This is a genomic window from Sphingobium xenophagum (genome assembly GCF_002288285.1).
GTDB lineage: Bacteria > Pseudomonadota > Alphaproteobacteria > Sphingomonadales > Sphingomonadaceae > Sphingobium > Sphingobium xenophagum.
The window spans coordinates 3,020,346-3,041,058 of sequence record NZ_CP022745.1; the positions used below are offsets into that span (position 1 = coordinate 3,020,346).

At 62.8% G+C, this 20,713-nt stretch carries 17 protein-coding genes and 1 pseudogene; 12 read left to right on the plus strand and 6 right to left on the minus strand.

Going from position 1 to position 20,713, the window contains the following annotated elements; all coding sequences use genetic code 11:
• Positions 1 to 121: 121 nt before the first annotated feature.
• Positions 122 to 1,000: a phosphoserine phosphatase SerB gene (gene serB, locus CJD35_RS14720; RefSeq protein WP_017184655.1), complete on the minus strand. Its 879-nt coding sequence runs from the start codon at positions 998 to 1,000 to the stop codon at positions 122 to 124.
• Between serB and miaA the strand changes: the two genes are divergently transcribed.
• From miaA to leuA, 7 genes are all read left to right on the plus strand, one after another.
• A complete protein-coding gene (gene miaA / locus CJD35_RS14725) occupies positions 999 to 1,943 on the plus strand; it encodes a tRNA (adenosine(37)-N6)-dimethylallyltransferase MiaA (RefSeq protein WP_017184656.1) in 945 nt (314 codons plus the stop codon). The two genes, serB and miaA, sit on opposite strands and share 2 nt — an antisense overlap.
• A gap of 100 nt (positions 1,944 to 2,043) precedes the next feature.
• Positions 2,044 to 3,795 (plus strand): acetolactate synthase 3 large subunit, encoded by a 1,752-nt coding sequence (locus CJD35_RS14730; RefSeq protein WP_026002679.1) that lies wholly within the window; start codon positions 2,044 to 2,046, stop codon positions 3,793 to 3,795.
• 10 nt (positions 3,796 to 3,805) lie between these two features.
• Positions 3,806 to 4,165: a hypothetical protein gene (locus CJD35_RS14735; RefSeq protein ID WP_017184658.1), complete on the plus strand. Its 360-nt coding sequence runs from the start codon at positions 3,806 to 3,808 to the stop codon at positions 4,163 to 4,165.
• A complete protein-coding gene (ilvN, locus tag CJD35_RS14740) occupies positions 4,165 to 4,680 on the plus strand; it encodes an acetolactate synthase small subunit (RefSeq protein WP_017184659.1) in 516 nt (171 codons plus the stop codon). Before CJD35_RS14735 ends, ilvN begins: the two co-directional genes overlap by 1 nt.
• Positions 4,681 to 4,899: 219 nt before the next feature.
• Positions 4,900 to 5,919, plus strand: a complete 1,020-nt coding sequence (gene ilvC / locus CJD35_RS14745) for a ketol-acid reductoisomerase (RefSeq protein ID WP_017184660.1) — start codon at positions 4,900 to 4,902, stop codon at positions 5,917 to 5,919.
• A gap of 242 nt (positions 5,920 to 6,161) precedes the next feature.
• Positions 6,162 to 6,788, plus strand: coding sequence for a YceI family protein (locus CJD35_RS14750; protein ID WP_017184661.1), 627 nt, complete (start codon positions 6,162 to 6,164; stop codon positions 6,786 to 6,788).
• A 344-nt stretch (positions 6,789 to 7,132) separates the two neighbouring features.
• A complete protein-coding gene (gene leuA / locus CJD35_RS14755; protein WP_017184662.1) occupies positions 7,133 to 8,803 on the plus strand; it encodes a 2-isopropylmalate synthase in 1,671 nt (556 codons plus the stop codon).
• Positions 8,804 to 8,909: 106 nt separating this feature from the next.
• On the opposite strand, the gene CJD35_RS14760 is transcribed toward leuA, so the two are convergent.
• Entirely contained in the window at positions 8,910 to 10,277 is a 1,368-nt protein-coding gene (locus CJD35_RS14760; RefSeq protein WP_017184663.1) for a M20/M25/M40 family metallo-hydrolase, read from the minus strand.
• A 329-nt stretch (positions 10,278 to 10,606) separates the two neighbouring features.
• Between CJD35_RS14760 and CJD35_RS14765 the strand changes: the two genes are divergently transcribed.
• Both CJD35_RS14765 and trmFO read left to right on the plus strand, forming a co-directional pair.
• Positions 10,607 to 11,911 (plus strand): dicarboxylate/amino acid:cation symporter, encoded by a 1,305-nt coding sequence (locus CJD35_RS14765; RefSeq protein ID WP_017184664.1) that lies wholly within the window; start codon positions 10,607 to 10,609, stop codon positions 11,909 to 11,911.
• Positions 11,912 to 12,037: 126 nt separating this feature from the next.
• Complete coding sequence (gene trmFO / locus CJD35_RS14770) at positions 12,038 to 13,381, plus strand: methylenetetrahydrofolate--tRNA-(uracil(54)-C(5))-methyltransferase (FADH(2)-oxidizing) TrmFO (protein WP_026002680.1); 1,344 nt, start codon at positions 12,038 to 12,040, stop codon at positions 13,379 to 13,381.
• 77 nt (positions 13,382 to 13,458) lie between these two features.
• Here the strand turns inward: trmFO and CJD35_RS14775 are convergent, their stop codons facing one another.
• On the minus strand, positions 13,459 to 13,923 hold the full coding sequence (locus tag CJD35_RS14775) for an EF-hand domain-containing protein (protein WP_017184666.1): 465 nt from the start codon (positions 13,921 to 13,923) through the stop codon (positions 13,459 to 13,461).
• Between the two features lie 35 nt (positions 13,924 to 13,958).
• Positions 13,959 to 14,608, minus strand: a pseudogene (locus CJD35_RS14780) (hypothetical protein).
• A 107-nt stretch (positions 14,609 to 14,715) separates the two neighbouring features.
• On the opposite strand from CJD35_RS14780, the gene CJD35_RS14785 reads away from it, so the two are divergent.
• The 3 genes from CJD35_RS14785 to CJD35_RS14795 are packed head-to-tail and all read left to right on the plus strand — an operon-like array spanning position 14,716 to position 18,054.
• Positions 14,716 to 16,749 carry a TadE/TadG family type IV pilus assembly protein gene (locus CJD35_RS14785; RefSeq protein ID WP_037515239.1) on the plus strand — a complete coding sequence of 678 codons (2,034 nt, stop codon included), beginning with the start codon at positions 14,716 to 14,718 and terminating at the stop codon, positions 16,747 to 16,749.
• On the plus strand, positions 16,746 to 17,366 hold the full coding sequence (locus CJD35_RS14790) for a TadE/TadG family type IV pilus assembly protein (protein ID WP_017184669.1): 621 nt from the start codon (positions 16,746 to 16,748) through the stop codon (positions 17,364 to 17,366). The genes CJD35_RS14785 and CJD35_RS14790 overlap by 4 nt, the downstream gene beginning before the upstream one ends.
• Before the next feature lie 10 nt (positions 17,367 to 17,376).
• Positions 17,377 to 18,054, plus strand: coding sequence for a TadE/TadG family type IV pilus assembly protein (locus CJD35_RS14795; RefSeq protein WP_017184670.1), 678 nt, complete (start codon positions 17,377 to 17,379; stop codon positions 18,052 to 18,054).
• A gap of 61 nt (positions 18,055 to 18,115) precedes the next feature.
• Here the strand turns inward: CJD35_RS14795 and CJD35_RS14800 are convergent, their stop codons facing one another.
• Together CJD35_RS14800 and pdhA are read right to left on the minus strand one after the other, a co-directional pair.
• Positions 18,116 to 19,498, minus strand: a complete 1,383-nt coding sequence (locus tag CJD35_RS14800; protein ID WP_017184671.1) for a pyruvate dehydrogenase complex E1 component subunit beta — start codon at positions 19,496 to 19,498, stop codon at positions 18,116 to 18,118.
• Positions 19,498 to 20,574 carry a pyruvate dehydrogenase (acetyl-transferring) E1 component subunit alpha gene (gene pdhA / locus CJD35_RS14805; RefSeq protein WP_026002681.1) on the minus strand — a complete coding sequence of 359 codons (1,077 nt, stop codon included), beginning with the start codon at positions 20,572 to 20,574 and terminating at the stop codon, positions 19,498 to 19,500. The genes CJD35_RS14800 and pdhA overlap by 1 nt, the downstream gene beginning before the upstream one ends.
• Positions 20,575 to 20,713: the final 139 nt, after the last annotated feature.

The following is a 20,713-nucleotide window of genomic DNA, read 5'->3' on the forward strand; positions in this document are numbered from 1 at the left end:
CTCTAGCCGCAGCAGGTGCGACGCGAGGGCAACGTGCGAACCACGCAAAATAATCCATTACCGGAGCGAAATGACGGCGAACAGTGGCTTAACCACGATAATGCGACGAAATGGCCGAAAATCAGTCCTGCACCCAGTCGGCCGAGGCGATGCCTTGCGCATAGAGCAGCACGGAAAGGTCGCCATGGACGATTTCCGCTGCGGCCGCCGCGCGAGTCTTGGGCTTGGCATGATAGGCGACGCCCAGCCCCGCCCCCTCGATCATCGGAATATCATTGGCACCATCGCCCACAGCCAGCGTCAGCGCGCGATCCATGCCGCCAGCGATCATGGCTTCCAGTTCGGCGCGTTTGCGCGCGGCATCGACGATCGGGCGGGTGACAGTGCCCAGAAGCGCGCCGTCGGCAATCTCCAGCACATTGGCGACAGCAGCATCGAAGCCGATTTCCTCAGCCACTGGTCCAGTGAAACGGGTGAAGCCACCCGACACCAGCAGGGCTTTGGCACCCCGCGCCTTCATCGTGCGAACCAGTGCCCTGGCGCCGGGCATAATTGTCACCCGTTCGGCGCGGCAGCGGTCGATGGCGCTGTCCTCCAGCCCTTTGAGCAGCGCGACCCGCTCGTCCAGCGCGCCTGCAAAGTCCAGTTCGCCGCGCATCGCCCGTTCGGTGATCTCGGCGATCTGCGGCTTGATCCCGGCATAGTCGGCCAGTTCGTCGATACATTCGACCGTGATCATGGTCGAATCCATGTCGGCGATGATCAGCTTTTTTTCGCGGGTGGCGGCGGGTTGGACGATCACGTCGATGCCCTGCCCCAGATCGGCAAGCGCAGCACGGGCTCCGACCGGGTCGGCGGCGAAAAGGATGTCGGCAGCTTTGCCCGCGTCCAGCCAGATTATATCGCCCGGCCTGCATCCCGCCTGGGCGAGTCTGTCCGCCCCTTGCGCAATATCCCCCTGCCCCATCGAGGCGCTTGCCACTAAGGTCGCGACGAACATGCACACTCCTGAACCACAAGAGGGCGAATCCCGCCCACGGGTCGCGCTTATTGCCGGGCCGACCGCCAGCGGCAAGAGCGCGCTTGCCATTGCGCTGGCCAAAGCCGCCAATGGCATCGTCATCAATGCCGACGCCAGCCAGGTCTATGCCGATCTGGCGATCCTGTCCGCCCGGCCTTCGCCAGAGGAAATGGGCGATGTGCCGCACAAGCTGTTCGGCCATATCGACGGCGCGGAGGCCTGTACCGCGCCGCGCTGGGCGGCGGAGGCCAAGGCAGAGATTGCTGCCGCCCATGGCGCCGGACGCCTGCCCGTGCTGGTCGGCGGGACCGGCCTTTATATCCGCACGCTGCTGGACGGCATCGCGCCGGTGCCTGAGATCGACCCGGAGATTCGCGCGACGGTGCGGGCGCTTCCGGTGGCTGACGCCCATGCGGCATTGCGCGTCGAAGACCCCGAAGCCGCCGCCCGGCTGGCCCCAGCCGACACGACGCGGGTGGCGCGGGCGCTGGAGGTCGTGCGATCGACCGGCAAGCCGCTCAAAGCCTGGCAGCAGCATAAAAGCGGCGGCATCGGCGACGCCATCACCCTGATCCCGATGATCCTGCTGCCGCCGCGCGAGTGGCTGATGGAACGGTGCGACCGGCGGTTCGGGCAGATGATGGAACAGGGCGCAGTGGCGGAGGTGGAGGCGCTGCTGGCGCGCAATCTGCACCCCGACCTGCCGGTAATGCGGGCGATCGGCGTACCGGAAATCCGCGGCTGGATCAAAGGCGACACTAAGCTGGACATAGCAATTGAAAAAGGTCGGCTGGCGACGCGGCAATATGCAAAGCGGCAATATACCTGGTTTTCGAACCAGCCGCCGCCAGGCTGGACGCGTGAAAGGCGGCATATTGATGATAAAATTATCGACGAATTGGCAATTAAATTACAACAATAGTATTTGACACGTCATTTTGTGTCAGATAGTGGCGGCTACCTTGCCATTTCGCGTCGCTTGACGCAAAGGGCCCGGCTTGAACAATGCGAAGGAATCTATCGTGGCCGAAAAGAGCGGCGCGGACATTTTGGTCGAATGCCTGCTGGATCTGGGTGTCGAAGTCGTGTTCGGCTATCCGGGCGGCGCAGTGCTGCCCATCTACGACGCACTCTTCAATCATCCCACGATCAAGCATGTGCTGGTCCGCCACGAACAGGGCGCGACCCATATGGCGGAGGGCTATGCCCGGTCGACCGGCAAGCCCGGCGTCGTCCTGGTCACGTCCGGCCCCGGCGCGACCAATGCCGTCACCGGCATCACCGACGCGCTGATGGATTCGATCCCCATGGTCGTCATCACCGGCCAGGTTCCAACCCAGCTGATCGGTACCGACGCTTTTCAGGAAGCGGATACGGTCGGCATCACGCGCCACTGCACCAAGCATAATTATCTGGTGAAAGACCCGGCCAAACTGGCGGGCGTCATTCATGAGGCGTTTCATATCGCCACGACTGGCCGCCCCGGCCCCGTCGTCATCGACATTCCAAAGAATGTCCAGATCGCCACCGCGCCCTACAAGCGTCCCGCGCCGGTCGCCCATGCCAGCTATCATCCGCAGACCAAGGCGGATGCCGCCGGGATCGACGTTGCGGTCGAGATGCTGGCCGCGGCGGAACGGCCGGTTTTCTATACGGGCGGCGGCGTCATCAACAGCGGGCCGGAAGCATCCACCCTGTTGCGCGAACTTGCAGCCCTGACCGGCGCGCCCGTCACGTCGACGCTGATGGGTCTGGGCGCCTATCCCGCGACCGGCCCGCAATGGCTGGGCATGCTGGGCATGCACGGCACCTACGAAGCCAATTTCGCGATGAACAAGGCGGACCTCATCATCTGCGTCGGCGCGCGTTTCGACGACCGGGTTACCGGCCGTCTGGACGCTTTCGCGCCCAACAGTCGCAAGGTCCATATCGACATCGACCGCAGCAGCATCAACAAGATCGTCGATGTCGACGTCGCCATCGTCGCCGATGTCGGCAGCGCGATGGCGGACATGGTGGCGCTGTGGAAGGCGCGCGGTCATGAAGCCGCCGACCTGTCGGCCTGGTGGGCGCAGATTGACGGCTGGCGTGCGAAAAAGTCGCTCGGCTATGCCGAAGACGGCGCCGAAATCATGCCCCAACGCGCGATCGCCGACCTGTACACGGCCTGCACCGCGACCGGCAAGGACGTCATCATCACCACCGAAGTCGGCCAGCACCAGATGTGGGCGGCGCAGCATTTCGGCTTCGACGCGCCCAACAAATGGCTGACCTCCGGGGGCCTTGGCACGATGGGCTATGGTTTCCCGGCCGCCATCGGCGCGCAGATGGGCAATCCCGACAGCCTGGTCATCTGCGTCGCGGGCGATGCGTCGATCCAGATGAACATTCAGGAAATGGGAACGGCCAGCCAATATCGCCTGCCGGTCAAGATCTTCATCCTGAACAATGAATATATGGGCATGGTCCGCCAGTGGCAGGAACTGACCTATCAGAGCCGCTATTCCAACAGCTATTCCGACAGCCTGCCCGATTTCGTGAAGCTGGCCGAAGCCTATGGCTGGACCGGCATTCGGATCGAGGGGCCGGACGATCTGGAAAGCGGCATCCGCGCCATGATCGACACGCCCGGCCCGGTGATCGTCGACTGCCGCGTGGCCAAATTGTCCAACTGTTTCCCGATGATCCCGTCGGGTGCGGCGCACACCGACATGCTGCTCGACCCCAGCCAGGTGAAGGGCAGCATGACGGACGAAGCCAAGGCGCTGGTATGAGGATGACGGTGTGACGCAGCATCTGAAACTGCGCATTCACGTCACGGAACCATGGGATTTCGAGCGGAACGTGGGCAGCGCCGAGCTGACCGGCTGGACCATCGACCATGCCGACCCGGACAATGACGAATGGGAAGTGCATCTGGACCAGGGGTTCGACCATCATGAGCGCCATATCGGCACGCTGCTGATCGGCCCGCGCTATGTGGGCGAGCATCTGAGCCGGATGTTCGATGCGGTTACGGGCTTTCCCGTCCGCCTCGCCCACCGGCAGGATGGCGGCTGGCACTATGCCTTTACGGCGATGATTTCGCAGCGACCCGACAAGGCGGACGGGGACGCAGAGCAGGAAAACGGGACAAGCATCTGATGCATATTCAGGAAGAATTGAGCCAGCGACACGTCCTGTCGCTGACCGTCTCGAACGAGGCCGGCATATTGGCGCGCATCGCGGGCCTGTTCACCGCGCGCGGCTATAATATCGACAGCCTGACCGTGGCCGACATCACCCCCGACCATGGCGTAAGCCGCATCACCATCGTCACCAATGGCCCGCCCAAGGTGATCGACCAGATCATCGCCCAGCTCGACCGGCTGGTCCCGGTGCACAAGGTGACGGACCTGACCGAAAGCGGCCCCTTCGTCGAGCGCGAACTGGCGCTGGTCAAGGTGTCGGGCACAGGCGAGGACCGGATCGAGGCGCTGCGCCTGGCCGATGTGTTCCGCGCCAAGGTGGTCGACACGACGATCGAAAGCTTCATTTTCGAAATCACCGGCACGACCGACAAGGTGGACAATTTCGTCGGCCTGATGCGCCAGATTGGCCTGGTCGAGGTTGGCCGCACCGGTGTGGTCGGCCTGATCCGGGGGAAAGAAGCGATTTAACCTGAATTCTCCTCTCCCCGGCGGGGAGAGGAAGCGAGACCAGGCAGTCGATTTAGAGCACATGACTCTGATCGACTGCCTGGTCGCAGCTGGAGAGAGGGCTGACACAGCGGTCCCCCTCTCCAACTTCATCTAGGCACGGCTTCGCCGCGCCAAGATTTCGTATCCTCTCCCCTGAAGGGGCGAGGAAAATGGCACGGTTCGAGGGAAGAGACACTCATGAAGGTTTATTACGATCACGACGCGGACATCGGCCTGATCAAGGGCAAGAAGATCGCCATTCTGGGCTATGGTTCGCAGGGTCATGCCCATGCGCAAAACCTGCGCGACAGCGGCGTTGCGGAAGTCGCCATCGCGCTGCGCCCCGGTTCGGCGTCTGCCAAGAAGGCCGAAGGCGCCGGGTTCAAGGTGTTCCCGAACGCCGAAGCCGCCGCCTGGGCCGATGTCCTCATGATCCTGGCCCCCGACGAACATCAGGCCGCCATCTACGCCGACGACATCCACGCCAATCTGCGCCCCGGCGCGGCACTGGCCTTTGCCCATGGCCTGAACGTCCATTTCGGCCTGATCGAGCCGCGCAAGGATGTGGACGTCATCATGATCGCGCCCAAGGGTCCGGGCCACACCGTGCGCAGCGAATATCAGCGCGGCGGCGGCGTCCCCTGCCTGATCGCCGTCTATCAGGACGCGACCGGCAACGCCCATGACATCGCCCTGTCCTACGCCAGCGGCGTTGGCGGCGGCCGCAGCGGCATCATCGAAACCAACTTCCGCGAGGAATGCGAAACCGACCTGTTCGGCGAGCAGGCCGTGCTGTGCGGCGGCGCGACCGCGCTGGTCCAGGCCGGTTTCGAAACGCTGGTGGAAGCCGGTTACGCGCCCGAAATGGCCTATTTCGAATGTCTGCACGAGCTCAAGCTGATCGTCGACCTGATGTATGAAGGCGGCATCGCCAACATGCGCTATTCGATCAGCAACACCGCCGAATATGGCGACATCAAGACCGGCCCGCGCATCATCACAGAAGAAACCAAGAAGGAAATGAAGCGCGTATTGGCCGACATCCAGTCGGGCCGCTTCGTCAAGGACTTCGTGCTCGACAACCGCGCCGGTCAGCCGGAGCTGAAGGCCAGCCGCATCGCGGCCAAGCGTCACCCGATCGAGGAAACCGGCGCGAAGCTGCGCGCAATGATGCCCTGGATCGCCGCCAACAAGCTGGTGGATCAGGAAAAGAACTGACCGATCATTCCTCCCCTGCAAGGGGAGGGGGACCGCCGCGTAGCGGTGGTGGAGGGGTGTCGCGCTATCGTGAGGGCGACACCCCTCCGTCATCGCTGCGCGATGCCACCTCCCCCACAGGGGGAGGATTTTGCAAAGTCATGTTAGAACGGGAACGATCCGTTTCTGGTTACGGCTCTGGAACTTGTCGGGGGCGCTGCCTATTGTGGTAGCGCCCCTTGATCGTTGTGGAGAGTTTTCCCATGCAAAAATATCTCATCCCCGCCGCTGCCCTGATCGCCCTGACCGGCGGCACCGTCCTGATCGCGCAGGCGCCGATGACCGCGCCCGGCACCAAGGATCCGGCCAAGGTGACAGGCGGCACCTACACCGTCGATCCGGGCCATACCCAGGTGGTTTTTGCGTGGGACCATATGGGTTTCACCAGCAATATGGGGACCATCGCCGAACCGACCGGCACGTTGACGCTGGACAAGGCGAACCCGGCCGCGTCCAAAGTGTCCGTCACCTTCACGGTCGCCAATCTGCGCACGGGCGTACCCAAGCTGGACGAGCATCTGATGAAGGCGGATTTCTTTGACGCCGCCAAATTCCCGACCGCGACCTTCGTGTCGACCAGCGTGAAGCCCGATGGCGCGACCGGGGCGGACATCACCGGCAATCTGACGATCAAGGGCGTGACCAAGCCCGTGACGCTGGACGCTGAACTTTACGGCGCGGGCAAGGCTCCGGCGATGGCGGGCGGCAAGGAAAATGTTGGCTTCGTCGCCACCACGACGATCAAGCGCAGCGATTTCGGCATGGCCTATGGCGTGCCGATGGTTGGCGACGCGATCGAACTGAAAATCGTCGCCGCGTTCCAGAAGTAAGGCCATCAATCCACCTCCGTCACCCCGGACTTGCTCCGGGGTCCAGAGCGTCCGGCGCTGTGTGCCGGACCCTGGATCCTGACTTTCGTCAGGATGACGGATCCGGGTTGGGCAATAACCACTGGACGCCCCGCCACAAAAGCGGCTATGCCGTCCCCATCATGCAGAGCGCGACGCTTCTTCCCCTGCTACGACTTACACGCCCTTAGGCGTGGTTTTTGCGCTGTCTTTCGATTATGGGCAGCAACGATACGCCTAAGGGCTTCCTTTTCGCTGATCATCGTTAACCGGGCTGCGCGCCATCGAATAGCCGCGCGCCCGTTCGCAAAAGAAGTAGCTGACCCATGATGTTGACTGATCCATCCCAGAAATATCGCGCCTTCCCACAGATCGACCTGCCCAACCGCCAATGGCCGGGCAATGTCATCACCAGCCCCCCGCGCTGGCTCTCGACCGATCTGCGCGATGGCAATCAGGCGCTGATCGACCCGATGAATGCAGAGAAGAAGAGCCGCTTCTTCGACCTGCTGGTGAAAGTCGGCGTCAAGGAGATCGAGGTCGGTTTCCCGTCCGCGGGCGCGACCGAATTCGACTTCATCAGCGCGCTGGTGAAGGATGGGCGCATTCCCGACGATGTGATGGTGCAGGTGCTGACGCAGGCGCGTGAGGATCTGATCGCGACGACGTTCGAAAGCCTGCGCGGCGCGAAGAAGGCGATCGTCCATGTCTATAACGCGGTGTCGCCTGCCTGGCGGCGGATCGTGTTCGGCATGGAGCGGCCACAGATCAAGGAGATCGCCGTCACCGCTGCCAAGCTGCTGCGCGACAATGCGGCGGCCCAGCCCGATACCGACTGGCATTTTGAATATTCGCCCGAAACCTTCTCCACCGCTGAACTGGATTTCAGCCTGGAATGTTGCGAGGCGGTGATGGACATTTTGATGCCCACGCCGGACAAGCCGCTGATCCTGAACCTGCCCGCCACGGTCGAGTGCGCCACGCCCAACATCTATGCCGACCAGATCGAATGGATGTGCCGCCATATCAGCAAGCGCGACAGTGTCGTCATCTCACTGCACCCGCATAATGATCGCGGCACTGGCGTTGCAGCGGCGGAACTGGGGCTGATGGCGGGCGCGGACCGTGTCGAAGGCTGTCTGTTCGGCAATGGCGAGCGCACCGGCAATTGCGATCTGGTGACGGTGGCGCTCAACATGTACACGCAGGGGATCAACCCCGGCCTCGATTTCAGCGACATTGACGAGGTCATTCAGACGGTCGAATATTGCAACCAGCTGCCCGTCCATCCGCGCCATCCCTATGCCGGCGAACTGGTGTTCACCGCTTTTTCCGGCAGCCATCAGGACGCGATCAAGAAGGGCTTTGCCGCGCAGGAAGCGCGCAACGACCTGATCTGGGACGTGCCCTACCTGCCGATCGACCCCAAGGATCTGGGCCGCGACTATGAGGCGGTGATCCGGGTCAATTCGCAGTCGGGCAAGGGCGGCGTCGCCTGGGTATTGCAGCAGGACAAGGGCTTCAAGCTGCCCAAGCGGATGCAGGCCGATTTCAGCCGCGTGGTGCAGGGCATGGCCGACCAGTCCAGCCGCGAACTCAATGCCGCCGACATCTGGACCGCGTTCCAGGACCATTATCATCTGGGCGGCGAACAGGCCTATCGCCTGATCGACTATCAGGAAGGCGGCGCGGCAGGCGACCGCATCTTCACCGGCAAGATCGCGCACAAGGGCGGCGAACGCTCGATTTCGGGGCGTGGCAACGGCCTGCTGTCGTCCGTGCTGGCCGCGCTGCGCGAGGAACTGGGCGTCGAACTGGAAATCGCCGACTATAGCGAACATGCGATCGGATCGGGCAGCGACGTGAACGCCGCCGCCTATGTCGAATGCCGCACACCCGACGGGCGCACGATATTCGGCGTGGGGACGGACGCCGACGTCGCGACGGCTTCGGTGCAGGCGGTGCTGTCGGCCGCCAATGCTGTGGCGCGGGGGTAATATCCTCACCGTTCGGTTCGAGCTTGTCGAGAACTGTTCTCGACCGACGCTTCTCGACTTCGCTCGAAGCGGCTCGAACCGAACGGATCAGGGATTAGCCTGTCATCTACTTCGCCAACGCCCGCAGCACGGTGTCCCATTGCAGCAGCGACTCCCCGATCCCAGCGACCGGCACCCGCTCGTTCAGACCGTGGGCAAAGCCGTCCTCCGCCTTCATGAACAGGCTGGAGACGCCGTAACTCGGCACCCCCAGCGCGCGGAAATAGAGGCTGTCGGTCGCGCCCGCCGACATGCCGGGCATGACTATGATGTCAGGCGAACGGGCGGTTACCGCGTCGCGCACCACCTTCATGACGTCGGTGCGCAGGGGTGACGCATCGCTGGCCAGCGGATCGCCCAGCGTTTTGACGGTCGCGCCGCTGTCGGCCACCACTTTCACCAGTTCCGCCTTAACAGCCTCAATAGCCACGCCGGGGAAGATGCGGCAATTGACCATCACCTTGGCGCTTTGCGGCAGGGCGTTGAGCGCATGGCCCGCCTGCGCCATGGTGGCGACGCATGTGGTGCGGACCTGCCCGACAAATTCCGGCCTGGTCGACAGCAATTCCGCCGCCGCCGCATCGCCCGTTTCGGCATAACGCCGCATCGCCGCGCCAACCTCCCCGCCGATCCGCTTTGCCGACAGCGCCAGCGACGCCCTGGTCAGTTCATTGCGCATGGCAGGGAATTGATAGGCGGCGATCCTGTCGATTGCTTTGGCCAGCCGATAGATGGGATTGCCCGGCGTCGGCGCGCTCGAATGCCCGCCCGGATCGGTGAAGGCGATTTCGAAATCGGCATAGGTCTTCTCACCGGCCTGCAATTGATAGAGGACCGGCTTCCCCTCCTCATTCAGCAGTCCGCCGCCGCCATCGCCGTTCAGCAGCATTTCCGCGTCCTTATATTGCGCGGCCAGCGCCCTGGTCGTCACCATCGCGGTTTCTTCATCGCCTGACAGCAGCAGGATGACGGTGCGACGCGGGGTCCAGCCCTGCTTTTTCAGTTGCGCCAGCGTCGCGACCATCATCGCGACGTCATATTTATTGTCCTCTGCACCGCGCCCGAAAATATAGCCATTTTCCTCGACCGGGACGAAGGGGTCTCGGGTCCAGTCCGCCCGATCCGCCGCCACCACGTCCATATGGCCGATCATCAGCAGCGGCTTCAATGCGGCGTCGCGGCCCTTGATCGTCGCGGCCAGCGTCGCCGTCTCGCCCATTGGCGTGATGACGATGTCCGCATCGGCAAAGCCAGCGCTTTTCAGCACCGATGCATAATAGGCCGCCAGCTTTGGCACCTGCCCCGCCCCCTCGACCGTGCGGAAGGCGACCGAGCGCATCAATATCTCCTTCGCCGCCGCCGGGTCAGCCGCCGCCATCGCCCCTTGTGGCAGCATCGCCGCCGCGCCCGCCAACAGCCCCAGTCGCCAGTTCATATATGCCCTTTCGATCCATTTGCCCGGCAATGTGGCATAGTGGTGGGCAGCCGCCAATCTGATCGCATGAAAGAACTCTACGTCCGTTCGCCCTGAGCCTGTCGAGCCGAAGGCGACCGAAGATCAACGAACGTCCTTCTTCTCAAGGCAGAAAGGACGAGGCTTCGACAAGCTCAGCCCGAACGGTTGTTGGTGACTGAACGCGAACGGGGGATGCCAGACCCCCGACCCACCCCGGCAAAAACTAAACCCGGCGCAATTTTTGCTTGCGCGCAATTATATGTCGTCGTCCCATATTGATCGGCCTTAGCCCCGCAGGACGTTCAGCCATGGCCCTACCCTATCGCAGTTTCGGATTTCAGGTGCTGGTCGGCATGGTCGCCGGACTGGCGCTGGGCCTTGTCGCCCGCCAGATCGGCGCGGGACCGGATGGCGACCTCAACTGGCTGGCGACCACGCTCCAGACGGTCGGGTCGATCTTCGTTTCCCTGCTGAAAGCCATCGTCCCGCCATTGGTGTTCGCGGCCATCGTCGCGTCGATCGCCAATTTGCGCGCGCTCGACAATGGCGCGCGGCTGGCCGGGCAGACTTTGCTATGGTTTGCCATCACGGCCCTGATCGCGGTCATCATCGGCCTTGCCATCGGCCTGATCGTCCAGCCGGGCGTGGGGCTTAGCACCGCTGCGCTTGCCGCCAAGCAGCCGGACTCCGTGGGCGGCTGGCTCGATTTCCTCAAAGGGTTGGTGCCGGGCAACAGCCTGGCGCTGAGCGGCAGCACCTCGGTCGGTGCGGATGGCACGGCCAGCACCAGCATCGGTTTCAACATCCTACAATTGCTGGTCATCGCCATCGCCGTCGGGCTGGCGACGCTGAAGGTCGGGGAGAAGGCAGAGCCGTTCCTTGCCTTCGTCCGGTCCCTGCTGGCTGTCGTGCGGGCGCTGCTGGGCTGGGTCATCCGCATGACGCCGATCGGCTCGGCAGGCCTGATCGGCGCGGCGGTCGCGACCTATGGCTGGGACGCGCTGGCGCGGCTGGGTGTGTTCACCGGCGCCATCTATCTGGGTTTGGCGATCGTCCTGCTGATCGTTTACCCCACGCTCCTGATCGCCCACGGCCTGAAGCCCCTGCCCTTCTTTGCCAAGGCATGGCCCGCGATCCAGTTGGGGTTCGTCTCCCGCTCGTCGGTCGGCACCATGCCGGTCACCGAAGCCGTGACCGAACGGCTGGGCGTCGACAAAAGCTACGCCGCCTTCGCCATTCCGCTGGCGTCGACCACCAAGATGGATGGCTGCGCGTCAATCTACCCCGCGCTGTCGGCGATCTTCGTCGCGGGCTTTTACGGCATCCCGCTAAGCGCGGTCGATTATGCGCTGATCGCGCTGGTATCGGTGATCGGTTCGGCAGCAACGGCTGGCCTGACCGGCGCGACCGTGATGCTGACGCTGACCCTGTCGACTCTCGGTCTGCCGCTGGAGGGCGCAGGGCTGCTGCTGGCGATCGACCCGATCCTCGACATGGGCCGTACGGCGGTCAACGTAACGGGTCAGGTGCTGGTGGGCGTGATCGTGGCCAAGCGCGAGGGGATTTTGGACGAAAGCGCCTATTATGGCGAGCGCGCGTTGGTGGGGGCTTGAGCGCCCGCCGGTCCGCGCCATGACGATCGCATGGCTATGAAGCTGCATCACTGCCCTGTCCTGCCGCTTCACCTTGGTCTATAGACCTTGGCCCGAACGGCAGAATTGCGACATCAAGGCGGATCAGTGACAGAGTATCAGGTGCATATCATCGGCGGCGGTTTGGCCGGGTCCGAGGCGGCGTGGCAATTGGCGCAGGCGGGGGTGAAGGTGCGCCTGTCGGAAATGCGCGGCGCGGGGGATATGACCCCTGCGCACCAGACCGAGGGCCTCGCTGAACTGGTCTGTTCCAACAGTTTCCGATCCGATGATGCCGACAAGAATGCCGTAGGGCTGCTGCATCAGGAAATGCGGCGGCTCGATTCCGTCATCATGGCGCAGGCCGAGCCGGCCAAGGTGCCCGCCGGCTCCGCTCTGGCGGTGGATCGGCACGTCTTTTCGGGCGGCGTGACCCGCGCGCTGGCCGATCATCCCAATGTCGAGATTGTCCGCGAACGGATCGACACGCTGCCCACGTCCGGCATGACCATCGTGGCGACCGGGCCGCTGACCGCGCCTGCGCTGGCGGCCAGCATCGGCCAGGCGGCTGGCATGGAGCATCTGGCCTTTTTCGACGCGATCGCGCCGGTCGTCCATCATGACAGCATCGACATGGATCAGTGCTGGATGGCCAATCGCTGGGACAAGATCGGCCCCGGCGGTGGCGAGGGCAAGGATTATATCAACTGCCCGATGAACCGGGAGCAATATGAGGCTTTCGTCCAGGGGCTGATCGACGGCGAAAAGACCGAGTATAAGGAGTGGGAGGCCAACACCCCCTATTTCGAGGGCTGCATGCCGATCGAGGTGATGGCGTCACGCGGCCCGGAAACGCTGCGTCATGGGCCGATGAAGCCCATGGGGCTGGACAATCCGCGTACCGGGCGCTGGCCCTATGCCGTGGTGCAACTGCGGCAGGACAATGCCAGCGGCACGTTGTGGAACATGGTCGGGTTCCAGACCAAGCTGAAACATGGCGCACAGGTGGAGCTGTTCCGCACCATACCGGGGCTGGAGAAGGCCGAATTTGCGCGGCTGGGCGGGCTGCATCGCAATACGTTCATCCAGTCGCCCAAGCTGCTCGATCCGACGCTGCGCCTCAAAAGCGCGCCGCATATCCGCTTTGCCGGGCAGATGACGGGGTGCGAGGGCTATGTCGAAAGTGCCGCGATCGGGCTGCTGGCGGGGCGGTTTGCGGCGGCGGAATTGCAGGGCCGCGTCATGACGCCGCCGCCCGCCGACACTGCGCTGGGCGCGCTGCTTGGCCATGTGACGGGCAATGTCGTGAGTGCCGACTATCAGCCGATGAATGTCAATTTCGGCCTGTTTCCGACGCTGGACGAGGTCAAGAAAAAACAGCGCAAGGAGGCCTATACGGCGCGCGCGCGCGCATCGCTGGGGGCGTGGCTGGGCGAGATGAAGATCGCCTGAAGAACAACGTGCTCCCGCGTAGGCGGGAGCCTAGTTCGGAGCGTGGGACTGGGTTCCCGCCTGCGCGGGAACACGGATCAGCATTTGCACTTGGGCTTTGCGCTGCGTTTCGGCGCTGTCGCCGCGAACTCCGCCGGGGTGAGCTTGCCGTCCTTGTTCCCGTCCGCCGCGCCAAAACGATCCGATGTCGCGACCGCCCACTCCTCGAAAGAGAGGAGGTTGTCGCCATCCTTGTCGAGCGCCTTGAACGCCTTGGTCCGGCTGCCCATCATCTCGATCCGGGTGATGACGCCATCGCGATTGCGGTCGTAACGGGCAAAGCGCCGCTGTTCGCGGCTTTGCGGGCTGGCCTCGGCCGGCATGGGCGGCGCGTCGCCGATGGCGTCAGGATCGCCCTGCGGCAAACTCTCGACCGGCGGCGGTGGCGGCGGGGCGAATGCGAGTTGCGGGACCGGCTGGTTGCTCGCTCGCCCCTGCCACCAGAACAGGCCGCCCGCGATCAGCAGCAGCATCGCCATCGCGCCTGCCAGCAATCGCCCCATGCCCTCATTCTCCCCGGCTGCTTCGCCAGCCTATCCTAGCGCCCGAACAGCGCAACCCGCAACAGCCGCAACGCCAAGGCGCGCGGCATGGCGGCAGGCGCGCGGCGTCCGGCCAGCACATCCTGCCGGGCGAGCGTATAGGCGATCCGCAGCGGCTTCCAGGCGCGCGGCCAGGCGGGTGGCGGGTCCGTCACGAGTTGCTTGGCCAGCGCCAACGCTTCATCGGCCAGCCGATCATCGCCGACATGGCCCGAAAGATCCCATAATGCCCAGACCTGCCCCGCCTGCACCAGCCAGTCGGGGGCGTCCGCCTGGCCCGCCAGGGCGCGGAACAGCCCGCCGCCGCGTCCCACTGCATAGCTGCGCAGGCCCGCCACATCGATTTCCGGCTCCACCACCAATATTTCCCAGCCGTCGATCATCGCGACCAGTCCCGGCGCGGCGGCGGCGCCCGTCGCGCGCATCGCGTCGATCACTGGCTCCCCCTGCCCCTTCGTCCCCGACGCATCGTCGATGACGTCATTCCACCATGCCAACCGCATCTGGCCGATCGTGGGTTCGCGGGTCGATCGCGCGATATGCGCCAGCCGCCCATCATAGGCCCAGATCGCCCGATGCCGCGCCCCGTCCGCCCCGCATGGGCGCTGAGCAGCGTCGCCAGCGGGGAAAGGCCATCATCAGGCACGGTAGTTATCGGTCCTTTAACCATCTTCCTCATACACATTCTAACCAGAGTGCCTGCATAGGCGAACAGAATTGCCCCGCCCGGACATGGGGGGTGTTGGGCGCGACATGGGTGATTGCGGACAGATGGGCAAGCAGATCAATCGGACGAACGGGTTTATGGCCCGGTTGGCGCATAACGAGGCTGGCAATGTCCTTGCCATCGTCGCCGCGGCGATTTTCCCGCTGGCGGGCCTGATCGGCGGGGGTATCGACGTCAGTCGGCTCTATCTGGCCAAGACCCGCCTTCAGCAGGCATGCGACGCGGGCGCGCTGGCGGGGCGCCGCTCCATGTCCGGCATTACCTGGACGACCGGCACGAACAGCAATGAAGAAACCGCCAAGAATTTCTTCAATCTGAATTTTCCCGCCAACAAATATGGCGCGGGGGCACCCACGATCCACTATGCCGCATCAAACACCGGCGCCGTGACCGGCACTGCGTCCGTCGCGGTGCCGATGACGCTGATGAAATTGTTCGGCTTCAGCAGCCGTACCATTTCGGCTGAATGCACGGCGGACCTGCAACTGCCCAACACGGACGTCATGTTCGTGCTCGACACCACCCTGTCGATGAACGACGTCAACCCCGGCGACAGCGAAAGCCGCATCGCCGTGCTACGCACTGCCGTCCAGAATTTCTACAACGCCCTGCAACAGGTGAAGCCGGCGGGCAGTCATATCCGCTATGGTTTCGTGCCCTATTCCTCGACGGTCAATGTCGGCATGTTGCTCAAGCGCAACTGGATTCAGGACAATCCGGTCTATGATTCCCGCGTGCCGGACGGAACGTCGGTTATTCCTGGGTCAACACAGGGCGGAACCATCACTACCAACACATCTGTCGTGGATAGTGGCAATACGTCGACGGGCACCAAATATCAGGGCTCTTCGGAAACATGCTCCGCGCCGGCAAATTCGCTGAGCGATAACTACACCGCATGGTCGGCATGGTCGCCGTCCGCCACCGCCCTGCCGCGATCGCGGACACGAGTCCGGACGCGCAACGGCGTCACCTATTCGGCAGGCCTGAATAAAGGCGTGTGCTGGATAACGCCGACCAACTATAATAATTTGATCGAAACCTATACCCAGACTGTGTCAGAAAATCCCAACGCCGGTGACCAGAATGCGGATGGGACAGCCTATCACTGGATCTACAAGCCAGTGACATACCCCGCAGCCGATTTGAAGGGCGCCGGTTCGGGCGATGAACTGGTGAGCGGCGGCTTTTTCACAGCACCAGTATCCAATAAGTTCGCCGCGGCTCGAAAAATCAGTTGGACTCAGGCCAACGCCTGCATTGAGGAACGCGCCACCCGTCGCAACAATGAAGGGACTGATGTTCCCCGTTACGACATGGACATCGATCTGATTCCCGATCCGGCCAAGCCTGAAACGCAATGGAAGCCATTCCTCCCTGGCGTTGTCTATGGCCGCCGCGCCAGTGGTGCAACCTCGACGTCGGGCTGGGAATATAGCGGTTCGGCGCCGACCTACACCCGCGTCGTGTCGCCCAATTCCACGACCGACTATTACACGCCCAACGGCTCACCTGACCAATATGGCGCCTGCCCGACCTATGCGCGCAAGCTGGCGGAAATCGACTCCTCTACCCTGTCGACCTACATGAAAGGGCTGACGACGGCGGGCTTTACCTATCATGATATCGGCATGCTCTGGGGCCTGCGTCTCATGTCACGCGAAGGCTTGTTCGCGGCGGAACATGCCGCAGCGGAATCGACCGGGCGCTACGCCCGCAACCTCATCTTCATGACCGACGGTGAAACCGATACGCGCATTGGCAGCTATGACGCATGGGGTGTGTCCGCCGTGTCCCGGCGCCGGACATCCACGGCGTCCATCCCAACCAACGCCGATCAGAATGCCATCACCGAAGCACGGCTGAGTGAATTGTGCACGATTGCCAAGACCCAGAAGAATATCACCGTCTGGGTCATCGCCTTCGGCACCAATCTGAGTACGATGTTGTCCAATTGCGCGTCGCCGGGCCGTGCCTATCAGGCGGACAATGCCGATCAGTTGACGACGACCTTCTCCCAGATCGCGTCGCAGATCGCCCAATTGCGGATCACACGATGAAACGCGCTGTCTCGCGATGGCCCGGCAGGGGGCTGCTGCGCGCCCTGCGCCGTGACAAGCGCGGGGTGACGGTCCTGGAATTCGCCTTTGTCGCGCCGGTGCTGATCCTCATCCTGATGTTCCTGTTCGACACTGCCTATTATCTTTATGCGCGGGCGATCCTGAGCGGGGAGGTACAGGCAGCCGGGCGCGCATCGGCGCTGGAAACGGCAACCCAAGCCAATCGCGATGCGCTCGACGGGGTTGTGGAAGCGTCGGTAAAGCGCCTCGTGGCGGGCGGCGACTTCAGCTTCTCGCGCATGGCGTACAAATCCTATGGCCGCGCGCAATCGAAGGCCGAAGCCTTTGTCGACGGCAATGGCGACGGCATATGCAACAATAACGAAACCTTCGATGACGCCAACGGCAACAATGTGCGCGATCTGGATTCAGGCGTGACTGGCCAGGGCGGTGCGAAAGACGTGACCATTTATACCGTGACGCTGCGCTACAATCGCATCTTCCCGATGGCCTATCTGCTGGGCTGGTCGCAACAAGTGACCATGGCGTCCAGCACCATCCTGCGCAACCAGCCCTTCGACAAGCAGTCCGAACCCCTCACCGGCAATTGCATATGAAGATCACAGCATGACCGCGATCCTGCCTTCCCCCTCCGCCCTTCGCAACGGATGGCGAGTTCATGCGCGCAGTCTGCGGCGCAGTGAAAGCGGCATGGCGCTGGTGGAATTCGCCATGGTCCTGCCTTTCCTCATGATCCTGACGACATCGGCGCTGGAACTGACCAACTATGCCATCACGGTAAAACGGGTCGGCGAACTGGGCGTGATGGTGTCGGACAATGCGTCCCGCATGGGCGCGCAAAGCGCGATCAACGACAAACCGATCAGCGAAGCGGAAATCAACGATGTGTTCATCGGCGCGGATCTTCAGGCATCGGGGCTGAACCTGGCAGCCAACAGCCGCATCATCCTGTCCAGCCTGCAACTGAACGGCGATGGCGGACAGACGATCAAATGGCAGCGCTGTTTTGGAGCGGTCAACTATGCGTCGGCCTATGGCACGCAGGGCACTGGCGCAACCGGTACATCATTCGCGGGCATGGGACCGACCGGCAAGGAATTGAAAGCCGCAACCGGAACCGCCGTGATGTTCGTAGAAATCCGATATCGTTACAAAAGGCTGATGCCGTTATTCTGGTTGCCGCTTAATGACATCACCGAAACCTCAGCCTTCAATGTCCGCGACAGCCGCGATCTGACCCAGGTTTACAATTCGGAAAATGTCACAGCCTCGACCTGCTCCTGACGAGCCGTAGCGACTGAAGGAAGAAACGGGCGGCGTTCGTCCGCCGCCCGCTCCCTGATATTTATTTGTAGCAGACCTTCTTCGCCGCCGCGACGACGCGGGCCGAATCGATCAGCGCTGCCTTTTCCAGGTTCGCGGCATAGGGCAGCGGCACGTCTTCGTTCGCGACGCGCAGGACCGGGGCATCGAGATCGTCAAAGCCCTGTTCCATGACCACGGCGGCGATTTCCGACGCGATCGAGCAGGTCGGCCAGCCTTCTTCCACCACGACAAGGCGGTTGGTCTTTTTCAGGCTTTCCAGCACCGTCGCCGTATCCAGCGGGCGCAGCGTGCGCAGGTCGATGACTTCCGCATCGATACCCTCTGCCGCCAGCGTTTCGGCGGCTTCGAGGGCGAGGCCAACGCCGATCGAATAGCTGACCAGCGTGACGTCGCTGCCCGGCCGCATGATCCGTGCCTTGCCGATCGGCAGGACATAATCATCGATCTTGGGCACGTCGAAGCTGCGACCGTAGAGCAGTTCGTTTTCAAGGAACACGACCGGGTCCTGGCTGCGGATCGCGGCCTTGAGCAGCCCCTTGGCATCGGCGGCGTCATAAGGGGCGATGACGATCAGGCCGGGGACGGCGGCATACCAGGGGCCGTAATTCTGGCTATGCTGCGCACCCACGCGGCTGGCCGCGCCATTGGGACCACGAAACACGATCGGGCAACGCATCTGGCCGCCGGACATGTAGTTAGTCTTGGCCGCCGAGTTGATGATGTGGTCGATCGCCTGCATGGCGAAGTTGAAGGTCATGAATTCCACGACCGGGCGCAAACCGCCCATCGCCGCGCCCGTGCCGATGCCGGCAAAGCCATATTCGGTGATCGGCGTGTCGATGACCCGCTTGGCGCCGAACTCGTCGAGCAGCCCCTGCGTTACCTTATAGGCGCCCTGATATTCGGCGACTTCCTCACCGATCACGAACACGCGCTCATCGGCGCGCATTTCCTCGGCCATGGCGTCGCGCAGCGCTTCGCGGACCGTTGTTTTCACGAACTCGGTGCCTTCGGGAATGGCAGGATCCTGGACCGACGCCTTGACGTTGCTGGCCAGCTTGGACGTGCCGCTCTCGGCCTTCTTCGGCGCTTCGGACGCGGCGTCCGCCTTGGGCGCTTCCTTGGCTTCGGCCTTGGGTGCGGGCGCGGCTTCCTCGCCGCCCTCGCCCGCCATCTCGGCGATCACGGTGCCGACCTTCACGCCTTCGGTGCCCTCGGCAATCATGATCTTGCCGATCTTGCCTTCGTCGACCGCCTCGAATTCCATCGTCGCCTTGTCGGTTTCGATTTCGGCCAGAATGTCGCCCGAACGGACCTCATCACCTTCCTTGACCAGCCATTTGGCCAGCGTGCCCTCTTCCATCGTCGGCGAGAGCGCCGGCATCTTGATTGCGATACCCATTAATATTGCTCCACCAGCACGTCTGTATAGAGTTCAGCCATCTCCGGCTCAGGCGATGTTTCAGCAAAATCAGCCGCTTCGCTGACGATCTTGCGAATGTCCTGATCGATCTTCTTGAGTTCGTCCTCACCCACGCCCTGCGCGGAGAGATAGGCTTTGACGCCCTCGATCGGGTCGGACTTGTCGCGCATCGCCTGGACTTCCTCACGCGAGCGATATTTGGCCGGGTCGGACATGGAGTGGCCGCGATAGCGGTAGGTTTTCATTTCCAGCAGGATGGGGCCATTGCCGCCCTGCACCCATTTGAGCGCTTCCTCGGTCGCGCCGCGCACGGCCAGCACGTCCATGCCGTTGACCTGGATACCGGGAATGCGGAAGCTTTCGCCCCGGCGATAGAGCTGGTCCTCGGCGGACGAGCGGTTGACGCTGGTGCCCATGGCGTACTGATTATTTTCGATGACGAAAATGATCGGCAGCTTCCACAGTTCGGCCATGTTGAAGGATTCATAGACCTGGCCCTGGTTGGCCGCGCCGTCGCCGAAATAGGCGACGCACACGCCGCCATCGCCATTATATTTGTGCGCAAAGCCCAGCCCAGCGCCCAGCGACACCTGCGCACCGACAATGCCATGACCGCCGTAAAATTTATGTTCGACGCTGAACATGTGCATCGAACCGCCCTTGCCGCGGGAAATACCCGCTTCACGGCCAGTCAGTTCTGCCATGATGACATTGGGGTCGATACCATAGGCCAGCATATGGCCATGGTCGCGATAGCCGGTGATGACGCTGTCCTTGCCGGGCTTGAGCGCCGACTGGATGCCGACGGCAACCGCTTCCTGGCCGATGTAAAGATGACAGAAGCCACCGATAAGGCCCAGGCCGTAAAGCTGCCCGGCTTTTTCTTCAAACCGGCGGATGAGGACCATCTGTCGGTAGAATTCCAGCAACTCTTCCTTGGATGCCTTGTAATCAGTGGGAGTTTCAGGGCGAGGCCGGTTATGGTCCGCGCCGGCGGCGGGTGCAGCCGCCTTTGCCGTTGCGCGTGAAGGACGCGGCGTCGTTGGTTTCGCCAAGGCTCTTATCCTTTTGCGTGGGGTAGGATGGAAGGAAGTCCGATATAGCGGGAGAGCTGGAGATATTGCAACGACGAAGCCCCTGAATCCGGGCCAGATCAATAAGAATTCCGCAAACTTCACCCCATCTGCGAAGTTT

Coding starts and splice junctions, on each gene's coding strand:
- CJD35_RS14775 (WP_017184666.1), bottom strand. CDS start 13,923: ATGGGGCGATTGCTGGCAGGCGCGATGGCGATGCTGCTGCTGATCGCG.
- CJD35_RS14750 (WP_017184661.1), top strand. CDS start 6,162: ATGCAAAAATATCTCATCCCCGCCGCTGCCCTGATCGCCCTGACCGGC.
- ilvN (WP_017184659.1), top strand. CDS start 4,165: ATGCATATTCAGGAAGAATTGAGCCAGCGACACGTCCTGTCGCTGACC.
- CJD35_RS14800 (WP_017184671.1), bottom strand. CDS start 19,498: ATGGGTATCGCAATCAAGATGCCGGCGCTCTCGCCGACGATGGAAGAG.
- CJD35_RS14765 (WP_017184664.1), top strand. CDS start 10,607: ATGGCCCTACCCTATCGCAGTTTCGGATTTCAGGTGCTGGTCGGCATG.
- ilvC (WP_017184660.1), top strand. CDS start 4,900: ATGAAGGTTTATTACGATCACGACGCGGACATCGGCCTGATCAAGGGC.
- CJD35_RS14795 (WP_017184670.1), top strand. CDS start 17,377: ATGACCGCGATCCTGCCTTCCCCCTCCGCCCTTCGCAACGGATGGCGA.
- CJD35_RS14790 (WP_017184669.1), top strand. CDS start 16,746: ATGAAACGCGCTGTCTCGCGATGGCCCGGCAGGGGGCTGCTGCGCGCC.
- leuA (WP_017184662.1), top strand. CDS start 7,133: ATGATGTTGACTGATCCATCCCAGAAATATCGCGCCTTCCCACAGATC.
- miaA (WP_017184656.1), top strand. CDS start 999: ATGCACACTCCTGAACCACAAGAGGGCGAATCCCGCCCACGGGTCGCG.
- CJD35_RS14760 (WP_017184663.1), bottom strand. CDS start 10,277: ATGAACTGGCGACTGGGGCTGTTGGCGGGCGCGGCGGCGATGCTGCCA.
- CJD35_RS14785 (WP_037515239.1), top strand. CDS start 14,716: ATGGGTGATTGCGGACAGATGGGCAAGCAGATCAATCGGACGAACGGG.
- serB (WP_017184655.1), bottom strand. CDS start 1,000: ATGTTCGTCGCGACCTTAGTGGCAAGCGCCTCGATGGGGCAGGGGGAT.